This is a genomic window from Bacteroidota bacterium (genome assembly GCA_035506275.1).
Lineage (GTDB): Bacteria > Bacteroidota > Ignavibacteria > UBA10030 > UBA8401 > JAGVPT01.
This window is the reverse complement of record DATJPT010000006.1, coordinates 82839-96790: the sequence shown is the minus strand read 5'-3', so window position 1 is coordinate 96790 and position 13952 is coordinate 82839. Positions and strand designations below refer to the sequence as shown.

The 13952-nt window shown below is 54.5% G+C and carries 14 protein-coding genes; 13 read left to right on the top strand and 1 reads right to left on the bottom strand.

Annotated elements, in window-relative coordinates; translation table 11 throughout:
* Positions 1 to 11 precede the first annotated feature (11 nt).
* From VMF88_03550 to VMF88_03495, 12 genes are all read left to right on the top strand, one after another.
* Positions 12 to 923 (top strand): ParB/RepB/Spo0J family partition protein, encoded by a 912-nt coding sequence (locus VMF88_03550; protein ID HTY10128.1) that lies wholly within the window; start codon positions 12 to 14, stop codon positions 921 to 923.
* A gap of 38 nt (positions 924 to 961) precedes the next feature.
* On the top strand, positions 962 to 1345 hold the full coding sequence (locus VMF88_03545; protein ID HTY10127.1) for a RidA family protein: 384 nt from the start codon (positions 962 to 964) through the stop codon (positions 1343 to 1345).
* A gap of 65 nt (positions 1346 to 1410) precedes the next feature.
* The gene (locus VMF88_03540) at positions 1411 to 1998 is read left to right on the top strand and encodes a DUF5683 domain-containing protein (protein HTY10126.1); all 588 of its coding nucleotides are present in this window, start codon (positions 1411 to 1413) and stop codon (positions 1996 to 1998) included.
* 64 nt (positions 1999 to 2062) lie between these two features.
* On the top strand, positions 2063 to 4315 hold the full coding sequence (locus tag VMF88_03535) for an NADP-dependent malic enzyme (protein HTY10125.1): 2253 nt from the start codon (positions 2063 to 2065) through the stop codon (positions 4313 to 4315).
* A 160-nt stretch (positions 4316 to 4475) separates the two neighbouring features.
* Entirely contained in the window at positions 4476 to 5714 is a 1239-nt protein-coding gene (locus tag VMF88_03530; GenBank protein ID HTY10124.1) for an efflux RND transporter periplasmic adaptor subunit, read from the top strand.
* A gap of 1 nt (position 5715) precedes the next feature.
* Positions 5716 to 6483, top strand: coding sequence for an ABC transporter ATP-binding protein (locus VMF88_03525; protein ID HTY10123.1), 768 nt, complete (start codon positions 5716 to 5718; stop codon positions 6481 to 6483).
* On the top strand, positions 6480 to 7697 hold the full coding sequence (locus tag VMF88_03520; GenBank protein HTY10122.1) for an ABC transporter permease: 1218 nt from the start codon (positions 6480 to 6482) through the stop codon (positions 7695 to 7697). The genes VMF88_03525 and VMF88_03520 overlap by 4 nt, the downstream gene beginning before the upstream one ends.
* Positions 7698 to 7783: 86 nt before the next feature.
* Positions 7784 to 8107, top strand: coding sequence for a hypothetical protein (locus VMF88_03515; protein ID HTY10121.1), 324 nt, complete (start codon positions 7784 to 7786; stop codon positions 8105 to 8107).
* A gap of 120 nt (positions 8108 to 8227) precedes the next feature.
* On the top strand, positions 8228 to 9145 hold the full coding sequence (gene metF, locus VMF88_03510) for a methylenetetrahydrofolate reductase [NAD(P)H] (GenBank protein HTY10120.1): 918 nt from the start codon (positions 8228 to 8230) through the stop codon (positions 9143 to 9145).
* A 41-nt stretch (positions 9146 to 9186) separates the two neighbouring features.
* A complete protein-coding gene (locus tag VMF88_03505) occupies positions 9187 to 9939 on the top strand; it encodes a class II aldolase/adducin family protein (GenBank protein ID HTY10119.1) in 753 nt (250 codons plus the stop codon).
* An 18-nt stretch (positions 9940 to 9957) separates the two neighbouring features.
* Positions 9958 to 11085: a D-alanine--D-alanine ligase family protein gene (locus VMF88_03500; GenBank protein HTY10118.1), complete on the top strand. Its 1128-nt coding sequence runs from the start codon at positions 9958 to 9960 to the stop codon at positions 11083 to 11085.
* The gene (locus VMF88_03495) at positions 11082 to 11951 is read left to right on the top strand and encodes a nuclear transport factor 2 family protein (GenBank protein HTY10117.1); all 870 of its coding nucleotides are present in this window, start codon (positions 11082 to 11084) and stop codon (positions 11949 to 11951) included. The genes VMF88_03500 and VMF88_03495 overlap by 4 nt, the downstream gene beginning before the upstream one ends.
* A gap of 1 nt (position 11952) precedes the next feature.
* On the opposite strand, the gene VMF88_03490 is transcribed toward VMF88_03495, so the two are convergent.
* On the bottom strand, positions 11953 to 13248 hold the full coding sequence (locus tag VMF88_03490) for a methyltransferase domain-containing protein (GenBank protein ID HTY10116.1): 1296 nt from the start codon (positions 13246 to 13248) through the stop codon (positions 11953 to 11955).
* A 396-nt stretch (positions 13249 to 13644) separates the two neighbouring features.
* Between VMF88_03490 and VMF88_03485 the strand changes: the two genes are divergently transcribed.
* Positions 13645 to 13947: a septum formation initiator family protein gene (locus tag VMF88_03485; GenBank protein ID HTY10115.1), complete on the top strand. Its 303-nt coding sequence runs from the start codon at positions 13645 to 13647 to the stop codon at positions 13945 to 13947.
* Positions 13948 to 13952 lie beyond the last annotated feature (5 nt).

The window sequence follows — 13952 nt, the reverse complement described above, 5'->3', positions numbered from 1 at the left end:
TCCCTTGCGCCATGGCCGATAGTCACAAAACGAAATCTGTGTTGGGCAAAGGCCTCAGCGCGCTCATTCCGCGTGCCCCGCTTCGCGAAGAGCCGATTTCTCCATCCGCTCTCCCGCGGGACGATGGCCTCGATAACGTCATCGTTGCCGTCGAACTCCCGAAGATCCGCCCCAACCCGTACCAACCGCGGCAAAATTTCGACTCGCAATCGCTGGATGAGCTGAAACGCTCGATCATGGAGAAGGGAGTGATCCAGCCTGTCACGGTGCGCCGCGCAGCCGACGGGTTCTACGAACTGATCTCCGGCGAACGCCGGGTGCGCGCATCGCAGGAGGCCGGATTGAAATTGATTCCGGCATACGTCATCAAAGTCTCGTCGGATGAAGAGATGCTGGAGCTTGCGCTGGTGGAAAATCTGCAGCGCGAGCATTTGAATCCCCTCGAGGTCGCGGTCTCTTACCAGCGGCTTATCGACGAATGCCGGCTGACGCAGGAAGAAGTTGCCCAGAAGATCGGAAAAGACCGAACGACGGTCACGAACTTTCTTCGGCTTTTGAAACTGCCGGAGAAGATCAAAGCTTCGCTCCGGAACGACGAGATTTCGATGGGACATGCGCGGGCCCTCATCGCGATCCCGGAAGAGAAAATTCAGCTGCGGATGCACGACAGAATTCTCAAACAAGGCTTGTCTGTTCGCAATGTTGAATCGCTGGTGAGGGATCTGGGAAAGAAACCTGTGAAGAAGCCCCACGCACCGGCGGGACGAACGGATGCCGGATTCCAGAGCGTGGAGACGCGCCTGCGCCAGAGATTCGGGACCAAAGTGACGATTCGCAAGCAGCCGGCCGGCGGCGGAGAGATCGTCATCGAATACTACAATGCCGGCGATCTGGACCGGCTGTTGGAACTGTTGGAGCAATAACGCGGCAGGGTCAGCATCATCACAGACGGGTGAGGACAATGAAAACGATCATCAAAACTGAAAATGCACCGGCGCCGATCGGACCGTACAATCAGGCAGTCGCGGTGCAGGGACAGTTGCTGTTCACAGCAGGGCAAATCGCCATCGACCCGAAAACCGGGAGCATTGTCGGCACGACAGTTGCCGAGCAGACAAAACAGGTCTGCGAAAATATCAGAGCGATTCTTACCGCCAGCCACTCCGATTTTGCTCATGTCGTAAAGACGACGGTCTTCCTGAAGAACATGAACGACTTTGCTGCAATGAACGAGGTCTATGGAAAATATTTTGGCGATGCTTCTCCGGCCCGAAGTACCGTTGAGGTCGCCCGCCTGCCGAAAGACGTCGCGGTGGAAATTGAAGTGATCGCGGCGATCTATTGACCATCGATCAAAGGACAGAAAAGGTCCTGCCTTTTCCCACTCATTTCTATGGATCGGGATTCTTTTTGAGACCGCTCGTTTTTTTTGCTCTCCTCTCGCTTTCTTCCGTCCCCGCCGGAATGGCACAGGTCTCTCCTCGTTATGAACAACCGATCGCAACCCCTCTGCGGATTGCCTTCCTCTCGGATACGGTCGTCCACGTCTTTAACGAGGATTCTGCCGTCGCCAAGCTCGGATTCAGCACCGACACAGTGCGGCGCCCGGGGAAATCCACGACGGTGGCCCTCCTTGCTTCGATGGTCGCGCCGGGGGCGGGACAGATCTACAACGGCTCATACTGGAAGGCGCCGATCATTTGGGGGGTTGGATATTATTTTATTTCAGTGTACAATCAACAGAACAAGTTATACAAACAGTATCGCACCGCATATCTGGCCACGGTCGATTCAACCAGCCCTGCGGGCGATCCGAACGTCATGCAGCTGCGCGATTTTTACCACAAGCAGCGCGACACATTCGGTTGGTACCTCGCGATCGAATATATCATCAACTTGCTCGACGCATATGTCGATGCGAGCCTCTATAATTTTGAAGTCAGCCCGAATCTCCAGCCGACGGCCGAAATGCGCGCGAGTCTGCGCATTCCGTTATAGGTCCCAGCGACTCAAGGTTCACTTACCCGGAAACTCTGTTCTATGTTGTTAAGGAGGTATTACCATGATACGAAAACAAGACGCTCTAGATTTTCATTCTCAAGGACGAAGGGGAAAGATCGAAGTTGTTTCGACGAAGCCGTGCGCAACGCAGCGGGATCTGTCGCTCGCGTATACTCCCGGCGTTGCCGAACCGTGCCGCGACATCGCGGCCAATCCCGATGATGCGTATCTTTACACGGCAAAAGGAAATCTCGTTGCCGTCGTTTCCAACGGCACCGCCGTACTCGGCCTCGGCGATATCGGCCCCCTCGCCGGTAAACCGGTGATGGAGGGGAAGGGAGTGCTCTTCAAACGGTTCGCCGATATCGATGTCTTCGACATCGAATTGAATTCCCACAATCCGGACGATATTATTAAAGCGGTTCAAATGCTCGAACCGACCTTCGGCGGAATCAACCTCGAGGACATCAAGGCTCCTGAATGCTTCTACATCGAAGAGGAGCTGAAAAAAGTGATGAACATTCCCGTCTTTCACGACGACCAGCACGGGACGGCGATCATCAGCGGGGCAGCACTCGTCAACGCGCTGGAGGTCGTCGGGAAAAAGATCAGCGAAGTAAAGGTTGTCTTCAGCGGTGCCGGGGCGGCGGGGATGGCCTGTGCCCGGTTGTACGAAAGCCTTGGCGTGCGGCACGAAAATATTCTGTTCGTCGACACGAAAGGCGTGCTCTTTAAGGGGCGGACGGAAGGGATGAACAAGTATAAGGAATATTTTGCGGCCGAAACGAAGGCGCGCACCTTCGCCGAAGCGATGAAAGGGGCCGACGTGTTCTGCGGCGTATCGGCAAAAGGAATCGTCACGAAGGAAATGGTGAAGTCGATGGCCGACAACCCGATCGTCTTCGCGATGGCGAACCCGGACCCGGAAATTGCGTACGAAGACGCCGTAAGCGCGCGCGACGACATTATCATGGCTACGGGACGCTCCGACTATCCGAACCAGGTGAACAATGTGCTCGGATTTCCGTTCATCTTCCGCGGGGCTCTCGACGTCCGTGCGACTGCCATCAACGATGAAATGAAGATCGCCGCGTCCCACGCGCTGGCAAAGCTGGCAAAAGAGGACGTCCCCGATTCGGTGATCAGGGCGTACGGCGGGAAGCGGATCGAGTTCGGACGAGAGTACATTATTCCGAAGCCGTTCGACCCGCGCGTTCTCTTGTGGGAAACTGTCGCCGTCGCGGAAGCTGCGATGAAGACCGGAGTTGCGCGGACCCCCATCGCCGACATCGAAGCGTACAAGGACAGCCTGGAAGCGCGGCTGGGGAAGACGCGTGAGATCATGCGGTTCTTCATTCATCGGGCGCAGAAAGACCCGAAACGGATCGTCTTCCCGGAAGGACAGGAGGAGAAGATCCTTCGGGCGGCGAATATCATTATAGAGGAAAAGATCGCCAGGCCGATACTTCTCGGCAGCCGGACGGTGATCGGCGAAAAGATCTCGGAGCTGGGATTGGACCTCGGGGACGTCGAAGTGGTCAACCCGAAGAAAACGACGAAGTTCGACGAGTACGTCTCTCAATATTTTGAGCTCCGGAAACGGAAAGGAACGACGAGAGACGTTGCCGAACGGCACATGAGGACCAACAACGTTTTCGGCATGATGATGGTAAAGAACGGCGACGCGGACGGGTTGATCTCCGGCCTCACGCAGCATTATCCGGATACGGTTCGCCCGGCGCTCCAAATAATCGGGACGAAGGACGGCGTGCGGCGGATTGCTGGTTTGTATATGATGGTCTTCAAGAATCAGACCATCTTCATCGCCGACGCGACAGTGAACATCGAGCCGACGGCGGAAGACCTGGCAGAGATCGCCCTGTTGACAGCGGAGAGAGTGAAACGGCTGGACATTGTGCCGCGGGTCGCGATGCTGTCGTTCAGCAACTTTGGAAGCACGCAGCATCCGTTGACAGAGAAAGTGCGCAAGGCAACGGAGATCTTAAAGCAGCGCGCCCCGAATCTCATCGTCGACGGCGAGATGATGGCGGATACGGCGATGAGTTCCGAGATGCTGAACGAGCTGTATCCGTTCAGCGCGCTCAAAGAGCCGGCAAATATCCTCATCTGCCCCGACCTGACCTCCGCGAACATCGCCTACAAGCTGCTGTCGCGCCTCGGCGGTGCGTCGGCGATCGGTCCTATCTTGATCGGCATCCGCAAACCGGTCTATCTCCTCACGCCGGGAGTCGAAGTGAACGACATCGTCAACATTACGGCGATGGCCGTGTTTGCATCCCAGCATGAGAAATAATGCCGGCGCCTTTTTGAAAATTGCGGTACAAGTTGTATTTTGTACCGCAGTTTCTTTTTGGGGCGAAGGAAGGAAGCGGAACGGCGTGTTAAACCTCGTAACCGGTTGTGTGTCCAACATATCCAGACTTGAGGACAATAAAATACCTTAGTGGAGTACAATGAAAAACAGAGTCATTCTTGTCGCTATTCTCTCGGTCGCCGTCATCGGCGCGGGAGGATTTTTCTACTTTTCCAACGGATCGGCTCCCGACGTACTGTATAGAACGGAAAAAATCACGCGCGGCGACATTCAAGTGGTCGTGACCGCGACCGGAACGGTGAGCGCTGACACGACTGTTGCGGTCGGAACCCAGGTCTCCGGCGTCATCTCGAAACTGTATGTCGACTTCAACAGCAGAGTCAAAAGAGGTCAGGTGATCGCACAGATCGATCCGACCTTCCTACAATCGGCCGTCGAAGACGCTCAGGCAAGTTTGGAAAGGGCAAAAGCCCAGACCGATGATTCAAAACGGATCTATCTTCGTGAGAAAGAACTTCTGGCGAAAGGACTTGCGGCGCAGGCAGATTATGATGCAGCCATCACGACATACGAGTCGAATGTTGCCGCACAGAAATCAGCCCAGTCGGCGCTTGACCGCGCCATCATCAATCTAAAGTATGCGACGATCACGTCGCCGATCGACGGTGTCGTGCTATCCCGAGCCGTGGATGTCGGACAAACCGTCGCGGCGAGTTTCTCCACGCCGACGCTTTTCAGCATCGCGAACGACCTTACTAAAATGCAGGTGCAGGCCTCGGTCGATGAAGCCGATATCGGCAGAGTCCAAAACGGACAGGAGGTTTTATTCACCGTCGATGCCTATCCCGAACAAACGTTTCACGGAACGGTCACGCAGATCCGCCTCGCGCCGGTGACGGTTCAGAACGTCATCACGTATACCGTCGTCATCGATGTTCCGAATCCCGATCTGAAGCTTATGCCCGGGATGACGGCGACCGCAACTATTCTTGTGACAAAGAAGGAAAACGTGCTGAAGATCCCTACGATCGCTTTTCGTTTTCAACCCCAGGCCGACCAGATCGAGACGCGGAAGGATACAGCGAGCGCCGCAGATGATTCAGCGCGTGCTGAACGGAGAAAGCAATTTGCCCAGATGCAGGGAGGCGGAGCTCCGGGACAGGGACAAGGCGGGCGCCCGTCAAAACTCTGGGTGATGGGCAAGAACAAAAAACTCATCCCTATTTTTGTCCGTCCTGGAATCGCGGACGGAACCTTTACCGAGATCATGTTCGGCAAAGTGGAAGAGGGGCAGGAGGTCATTGTGGGTTCGATGTCACAGCGTCCGAGTGCGTCGGCAACACCCTTCAGCGGTGGCGGCGGAATGCGGAGATTTTAACATGCCAGAGAATAATTCTCTCATTCACGTTAGTCACATTATCAAGACCTACGAGATGGGCGACGTCGAGGTTCATGCGCTCCGCGGGGTCACGCTCGATGTCGATCGCGGCGAGTTCGTGGCGATCATGGGGGCCTCGGGGTCCGGCAAATCGACGTTCATGAATATTATGGGATGTCTCGACGTTCCCACCAAAGGTGAATACCTTCTCGACAATGTCAATGTCAGCAAACTGAACAGGGACAGCCTCGCCCGTATCCGCAATGAGAAAATAGGGTTTGTCTTTCAGGGATTCAACCTGCTGTCCCGTACCTCGGCGCTGGAAAATGTCGAGCTCCCCATGTTCTACCGCTCGCTGTCGAATAAGGCCCGGCGTGAGAAAGCGATGGAGTCGCTCCGCATTGTCGGGCTCGAGGACCGTTGGCACCACATGCCGAACCAGCTCTCCGGCGGGCAGCAGCAGCGCGTTGCGATCGCCCGCGCGCTCGTCAACGACCCGTCGATCATCCTTGCCGACGAACCGACGGGCAACCTCGACAGCAGGACAAGCGTCGAGGTGATGGAAATTTTCCAGCACCTCAACGACAAGGGAATTACTATCATGCTCGTCACGCATGAAATGGACATCGCGGAATTTGCGAAGCGGAATGTCGTGTTCAAGGACGGTAAAGTGAAAAAGGATTTTTCGGTCGGAAGCCGGAGGGTCGCCGAAGAACAGCTGAAATTGATGCCGGTCGGCATCGATGAGGAAGGGGAGCAAGCCGCATGAATTTTCTGAATATTATGAAAGTGTCGACACGATCGCTCGGACGGAATAAGATGCGCTCGTTTCTTACGATGCTCGGCATCATCATCGGTGTCGGCGCGGTCATTGCTACGATGGCCGTCGGCACGGGAGCTCAGGTGAGCATCCAGCAGCAGATCGCTTCCCTCGGCACGAACGTCCTTCTTATTTTCCCGGGCTCGTTGAACCAGGGGGGAGTGAGAAGCGGCACCGGCTCGGTCACGACGCTGAATGCAGACGACCTTGCGGCAATTCAAACTCAATGTCCTTCGGTCGGGATGGCCTCGCCGGTCATCATGACATCGGGACAGTTGGTTTACGGCGAGCAGAATTGGGGAACGCGCATCACCGGCTCGAACCCGGATTATTTCGAGATCCGGAGCTGGCCCTTATCGAGCGGTGTCCCGTTCACGGACGCCGATGTCCGGAGCGCGACCAAAGTGTGCGTGCTCGGCCAGACGGTCGTGGATAATTTGTTCAAGGGCTCGAATGCCATCGGCGCCATTATTCGGATAAAAAACATGCCGTTCAAGGTCGTCGGAGTCTTATCGCCGAAAGGACAATCGGCACAGGGGCAGGATCAGGATGATATCGTGGTCGCACCGTATTCGACGGTCCAAAAGAAAATGATGGGAGTGACCTATCTTGGCATTATCATGGTATCGGCGGTCAGCGAGACAGCAATGGAGGATGCGCAAAATCAGGTGACTGACCTATTGAGGGTGCGTCATAAGATCCAGCCATGGGAGGACAACGATTTCACGATCAGAAACCAGACCGAGATCGCCAATGCCGCGTCGGCGACGACAAAGGTCCTTACCGTGCTCCTTGCCTCTATCGCGTCGATCTCGCTCCTCGTCGGCGGCATCGGCATCATGAATATCATGCTCGTATCCGTTACCGAGCGGACGCGCGAGATCGGCATTCGAATGTCGATCGGCGCCCGCGGCCGGGATATCCTGCTTCAATTTCTCGTCGAAGCGGTCGTCCTGAGCATGTCGGGAGGACTTATCGGCGTTATCCTGGGCGTCGCGTTGTCGAATTTGATTTCCAAGCTCGCCGGCTGGTCGACGCTTGTCGCCGCGTCCTCGGTGGGCCTTGCATTTCTGTTTGCTGCCGGGGTTGGCATCTTCTTTGGATTCTATCCAGCCCGAAAGGCGGCGATGTTGAACCCCATCGATGCATTGCGGTACGAATGACAAAAAGCTGCAATGTGCTCAGTGTCTCTTGACTCCGAAGAGAAAAAGTATACATTGTGCGTGAATTTAGAGAGAACCCGAAATCCATGCCACCTCCGAACGCACATACCCCCAACCAGAGCGAATTGCTCCGTGCGTATATTTTAGAGCGCGATCATCAGCGGTGCCAGTGGCCCGGCTGCGGCGCAGTGAACGCCCCCGAGATTTTGTTCATCATGGAGAACGGCAGGAACGAGGAGAACGGCGAACGCTATCAAAACGGCGTCACCCTGTGCCGCAAGCATTTGGACACCGTGATGATGCACGAGAAGACTTTTGCTCCCCTCATTTACGATCTGATTCAATTGGTGGAATTCGAGAATGAGTTGATCCTCACCGAGAAAACGGTAAAGGGAATCCTGGGGGAATGAAAGGACAGAAGGGGGCGGCGTGGCGGCGGTCGAAAGTCTTCCTTGAAAAATAGCAACTTATTGAGTATAATAATCCTGTCCCCGCGGCAGGATTTTTTTATTCTCCATCGGAGTCTGTGAATGCACATCTCGAAGGTGCTGGAAGAAAACCACCCATCGCTGAGCTTCGAATTCTTTCCCCCAAAGAACGAAGAGGCATCGAAGAGCCTCTTTTCCTCAATCAAAGATCTCACCCCGCTGAAGCCTTCGTATGTCAGCGTTACGTACGGCGCCGGCGGGTCGACGCGCCAGCTGACTCACGAACTCGTCGTAAAACTTCAGCAGGAAACAAACCTCACGATCGTTTCCCATCTTACATGCGTCGGTTCGACGAAGGATGAGACCCTGAAGATCCTAACAAAGTACCAGGCCAGCGGAATCGAGAACGTCATGGCGCTCAGGGGCGATCCGCCGAAGGGGGAAGGGAAGTTCGTTCCTGTCGAAAATGGATTTGCGCACGCCGGAGAATTGGTGGCGTTCATCAAGAAGCATTTTCCCGCTCTCGGGATCGGCGTCGCCGCCTTTACCGAGGGGCATCCGGACACGCCCAACAGGCTGCTGGAGATGGAGTATCTCAAGATGAAGGTCGACCAGGGGGCCGACTACATCTGCACGCAGCTTTTTTTCGACAACAACGACTTTTATGATTTCTGCGAACGGGCTCATCTTGCCGGCGTCCGCGTTCCGATCATTGCCGGGATCATGCCGGTGACGTCGCGGAAAGGGCTCGCCCGGATGGCCGACCTTGCTCTCGGCGTTCATTTCCCGGCGAAGCTCTTGAGAGCGCTCTCCCGCGCCGAAGACGACGACTATGTCGAGAAGGTCGGCGTTCACTGGGCGACTGAACAGGTCCGTGACCTTATCGACCACAATGTTCGCGGCGTCCATTTTTATACGCTCAATAAATCCAAGGCGACCCTGAAAATTTACGAAACGCTCGGCGTGAGGACTTCGGACAGCTTCAAAACGCAGATAACAAATTTGAGCGCATTCAAATAATTCAGGCGTCATAGTGGAAGAAGGATTTTCACAGCGGTAACATGCTCAATGCCGGACGGATCATCGAAGAACTTGTTGCGGTGTGTCATCGCGTTGACGCGAAGGGGTTTGTTGCCGCGGCCGACGGTAACATCAGCGCACGCCTGCCGAACGGAAATATCCTGATCACCCCGTCATCCCTGAACAAAGGATTCGTCATGCCGGACGATCTTGTCGAGATCTCTCTGCACGGCGAGCGCGTTGCGGGCAAAGCAACGCCGTCGTCCGAAAAGGCGATGCATCTATTCATCTATAAACACCGCCCGGACGTGAATGCCGTCGTTCATTGTCATCCTGTATACGCGACGGCGTTTGCCGCGGCACGCATTCCGTTGTCGGAACGGTTGTTTCCGGAGGTCATCATCGGCCTCGGCGCCGTTCCGCTCGCCCGTTATGCGACGCCGTCGACCGAGGAGGTCGGAGAGTCGATAGCCCCGTACGTGAACTCTGCGGACGCCGTTCTGCTGACAAACCACGGTGTGGTGACCTACGGAAACGACCTCTGGGACGCATATTTCAAGATGGAGAAAGTCGAGCAGATGGCCCAGATCGAATTTGCGGCAAGAGCGCTGGGGGGAGCGAAGGAGCTATCATCCGACGAAGTGTCGAGACTTCTTAGGATCGCTGAATCGTCCTACCGGAGAAATGCTTCGGCCGTTGCAGCCGTCACGCCATCCCGGGAGATTGAGATTACGGAAGAAGAATTTCACGCGATCGTTGAAGAGGTAAAGAAGCGATTGCATCAATCAGCATAAGAAAAACGCAAGCGGAACATGGCAGATAAAATTAGGGTCGGCGTTCTCTTCGGCGGGCGATCGGGGGAGCACGAGGTTTCTCTCGTCTCTGCTGCTTCGGTCATTGAGGCGCTCGACAGGAAAAAATATGACGTTATTCCGATCGGCATCACTCCCGAAGGACGATGGCTCAGCGCAGCGAACGCCGTGAAATTATTGAAAGAAAAATCCTCCGTCGAAAACCTTCCCGAACACCTGATCCTTCCCGACCCGCGCAAACAGGGGCTCGTTGAAATCAATACTGCCGGCGTCGGGGCGATCCAGAATATCGACGTGGTGTTCCCGGTGCTCCATGGCACCTTCGGCGAGGACGGCACGGTGCAGGGTTTGCTCGAACTTGCCGGAGTGCCGTATGTCGGCGCGGGTGTTCTTGGATCGGCGGTCGGGATGGATAAGATGATCCAGAAACAGGTCCTGGAAGCCGCGAAAATCCGTGTTGCCCAGGGGCTCTCTTTTTTGATTTCGGAGTTTGAGGAAGAGCAGAAGAAGATCATTCAACGGGTTGAGGAAGAACTTGAGTATCCCTGTTTCGTGAAACCGTCGAACACCGGTTCGAGCATCGGGATCAGCAAGGCGCACGGCCGGAAGGAACTGATCGCCGCCGTCGCTCTCGCGGGGCAGTACGACAGGAAGATCATTGTTGAACGGTCCATCGAAAAAGCGCGGGAGATCGAATGCGCGGTGATCGGCAATGACAAGCCGGCGGCATCGGTGCTTGGTGAGGTCATCCCGTCGAACGAATTCTATGATTACGATGCCAAATATGTTGATGGAAAATCAACATCGGTTATTCCCGCCGACATTCCGAAGTGGGCGGTAAGGAAGATTCAATACATCGCTTGCAAGGCATTCAAAGCGCTCGATTGTTCCGGGTTAGCCCGTGTCGATTTTCTTGTGCAGGGGAACGGTTCGAAAATCTATTTGAATGAGATCAACACGATCCCCGGTTTTACATCGATCAGCATGTTTCCGAAACTATGGGAGGCTTCCGGACTTGCGTACCCCGACCTTCTTGACAAGGTCATCCGGTTAGCGCTTGAACGTCACCGGGCGAGGTCGGTCTTGAAAACGACCTATACCCCGAAGAAAGATTGGTACAAAGAGTGAGAATTCGGCTCACATTGCTGGTGCAGTTCGTCGTCATATTCGGTGCCGGATATGTTTGCGTTCGTGCAGAGTCGGATCCTATCGCGAATCAGCTGGCGCAGGTGGAACGTGAGTTTTCACATGCAGCGGGCGAACGAGGGATCAAGGCAGCCTTCCTTTCATTTTTTGACGATGATTGCGTCGCCTTTTATCCGCAGCCGGCGAACGCCAAAAAATCGCTTATCGATGAGCCGGAGTCAGGGGCCGCACTCAGCTGGTTTCCCGTTGTTGTCGAGGTCTCCGCGTCCGGCGATTTTGGGTTTACTACCGGACCGTCCGAGTACCGGCCCGGGGGGAAAACGGACACGACCGTTTACTACGGGCATTTTGTTTCTGTCTGGAAGAAAAATCCTGAAGGTCAGTGGAAGGTCGTTCTCGACGTCGGAAGCGGATATCCTAAAGAAGACAAGAGAGATGAAGAGTTTACCGCGAGAAGAAATTCCGCCCGTGAGAAAAAAAAGCACGATTCTTCCGGCTCTGATCGATCAGGGATGATGACTGCGGACAGCCTGTTGTCTCTCCTCGCAACGGCGAACGGAAATGCCGATGCCGCGCGGGAATTCTACGCGGACGATGTTCGTGTTTATCGAAAAGGGTTTTTCCCTTCGCAATCGAAAAATCGTGCTGAGGGTCTGGTGCATGACGAAAAGTTCTCCCGCTTCGCCTGTTATGGCGGCAGGATCTCTGCGGCCGGCGACCTGGGGTGTACGTATGGAATTGCCGTCGGCGGCGATTCCGATACGAGTAGCTACATCAGGGTGTGGAGAAACGAGGGTGAATGGAAGGTCGTTGTTGACGTGTTGAAACCGTGGCCGTCGAAGAAGTAGCTCAGCCTTTTGTCGGCAGAAAAATCCCCGCCCGTTTCCTTTCAAGGCAAATCGCAATTTCTACCTCGCTCGTCCCCGGAAACATGTCGAAAGGCACCGCACGCGAAATGTTGTAGCCGCACTGCTTCCATCGCGCTATCTCCGCCGGCAGGAGGTCGATATTGCATATGATATGAAGCGCTCGTTGGATTTTGTGCGCGGCAATGAGTTCGACGATTCCCGGCTTGGTTCCGTTTCGCGGGGGATCGAGGATGACCTTCGTCGTCTTGTTGTTGGTTGAGAGGATCCGTTCGAGGTTTTCTTCGTCGATGTCGCCTTGAAGATACTTGCAGTTCGGGATCTTCAACCGTTCCGCATTGCGCTTTGCGTCGCCGACCGCATCCCAAGAAAGCTCGACGCCGACAGCGCTCTTAAGGGCCTTCGCAGCGCTCAGCGAAAAAATGCCGTATCCGCAATAAAGGTCGAGAAGGCGGTCATCCGGCCGTAAGTCCAGAAGTTCGTGGACCGTTCGGACGAAAACCCCCAGAATCGAGAGATTTGTCTGCGAAAAAGAAAGAGGTGAAAAAAGGAATTTTTTCCCTCCGATCCTCTGGTATAGCTCCCCCTTTCCGAAAACTTTCTGAAAGGGTATTTTCTGATTCTTGGAGCGCTGGGGCATGTAATACCGTGATTTCTTCTCATCCACCACGACAAAAACGCTCGCAATTCCCTGGACAGTCGCGGTCAGATGCTTCGAAAGCCGGTTGACGAACGGACGGACGTTCGAGTTGAACGCTGCCAGATTCAGGATCACCGCAAGCTCATCATAATTTCCCTTGACCACTACGTAGTTTATGAATTCGGCAACATTCCGGAGTTCTTTTCTGTTGATGTATGCCTGAAGGCACTGATAGATCTCTGAATGCTTTACGGGTTCGATCATGCAGAGGTCGACGGTGATCGGATTTACTTCTGACGGATCTTCTTCGATCCCGATCAATCCTAACTTTACTGTTCCGCCGGAAAAAAAAGCTTTTCTTTTTGTCACCACCCGATAGTTTCTTCCGAAAGGGGAGGCCACGAGCGGTTCAATGGCGGGGGATAATCCTTGTGCTGTCCAGAACGCCTCCAGCACTGAATTCTTTATCTGAAACTCGATATCATACTCTATCTTATGGGCGCTGCACAGCGTGCATAGTTTCCCCCCTTGGGCGCGGCACTCGCCGTGTTTCAAACGGCGCTGCGGCAGAGGAGAAACGGCGTTGGCAAGGAGTGTTCTGAATGACGGCTTTGATGTCGGGGAAATTTCTGATTCCATCTTAAGAAAGTAGGCAATAACCGGCGCAGAATCAATGAAGGCGTATCTTCGGCAGAGTCAGAGCTAAAAAATTTCCCCACTTGCTCAGAACTCAGTACGGGAGCGGCGTCGTTGACGTATCAACTGGGTGAAGACGTCGAGAACTGGATTCACTCAGTCCCGAATCGGAGAGAGGGAATAAGGGAACCCTCGCCCAAAAGCCGCCAATTTGAAAGGTCGACCCATTTCCTGGGGGGGCCGCCTGAATTCATTTTTGAGAGAGCCTCTCATTATTTGTCCGTTGCGAATCGAACCAGGCCGCTCCCGTATTTTCACACTTTCAACTTACGCCAATTCTTGCTACATTTCTTTTCAATGAGCGCCGATTTCCTACGAAAGATAAAAAAGAAGGGGGACGTGCGTTCCCTTCTTGCCAAGCTTTGGTCGAATAAGAAGCTTAGTGGATTGCTCGCCGCAGCGTTTATCATCCTGCTCTATGTCCTCTTCAACAATCAAGGGGTTCTCCAGCGGATCAGGCTTGAACGACAGAAAAAAGAGATGCTGCAAAAGATCCAGCAGGCGGAACAGGAGCAGAAGCAGCTTCAGGACCAATCGAAAGCGCTCGACGGAGACAAGAAAGCCATAGAAAAAGTTGCACGCGAGAAATACGGCATGGTGCGCGAGGGGGAAAAAGTATACAAAGTAGCTCCGAAGAAGTAATTGCA

Bases quoted from the DNA above. Each gene is read 5' to 3' on its own strand.
- VMF88_03550 (HTY10128.1), top strand. From the start codon at position 12: ATGGCCGATAGTCACAAAACGAAATCTGTGTTGGGCAAAGGCCTCAGC.
- VMF88_03545 (HTY10127.1), top strand. From the start codon at position 962: ATGAAAACGATCATCAAAACTGAAAATGCACCGGCGCCGATCGGACCG.
- VMF88_03535 (HTY10125.1), top strand. From the start codon at position 2,063: ATGATACGAAAACAAGACGCTCTAGATTTTCATTCTCAAGGACGAAGG.
- VMF88_03530 (HTY10124.1), top strand. From the start codon at position 4,476: ATGAAAAACAGAGTCATTCTTGTCGCTATTCTCTCGGTCGCCGTCATC.
- VMF88_03525 (HTY10123.1), top strand. From the start codon at position 5,716: ATGCCAGAGAATAATTCTCTCATTCACGTTAGTCACATTATCAAGACC.
- VMF88_03520 (HTY10122.1), top strand. From the start codon at position 6,480: ATGAATTTTCTGAATATTATGAAAGTGTCGACACGATCGCTCGGACGG.
- VMF88_03515 (HTY10121.1), top strand. From the start codon at position 7,784: ATGCCACCTCCGAACGCACATACCCCCAACCAGAGCGAATTGCTCCGT.
- metF (HTY10120.1), top strand. From the start codon at position 8,228: ATGCACATCTCGAAGGTGCTGGAAGAAAACCACCCATCGCTGAGCTTC.
- VMF88_03505 (HTY10119.1), top strand. From the start codon at position 9,187: ATGCTCAATGCCGGACGGATCATCGAAGAACTTGTTGCGGTGTGTCAT.
- VMF88_03500 (HTY10118.1), top strand. From the start codon at position 9,958: ATGGCAGATAAAATTAGGGTCGGCGTTCTCTTCGGCGGGCGATCGGGG.
- VMF88_03490 (HTY10116.1), bottom strand. From the start codon at position 13,248: ATGGAATCAGAAATTTCCCCGACATCAAAGCCGTCATTCAGAACACTC.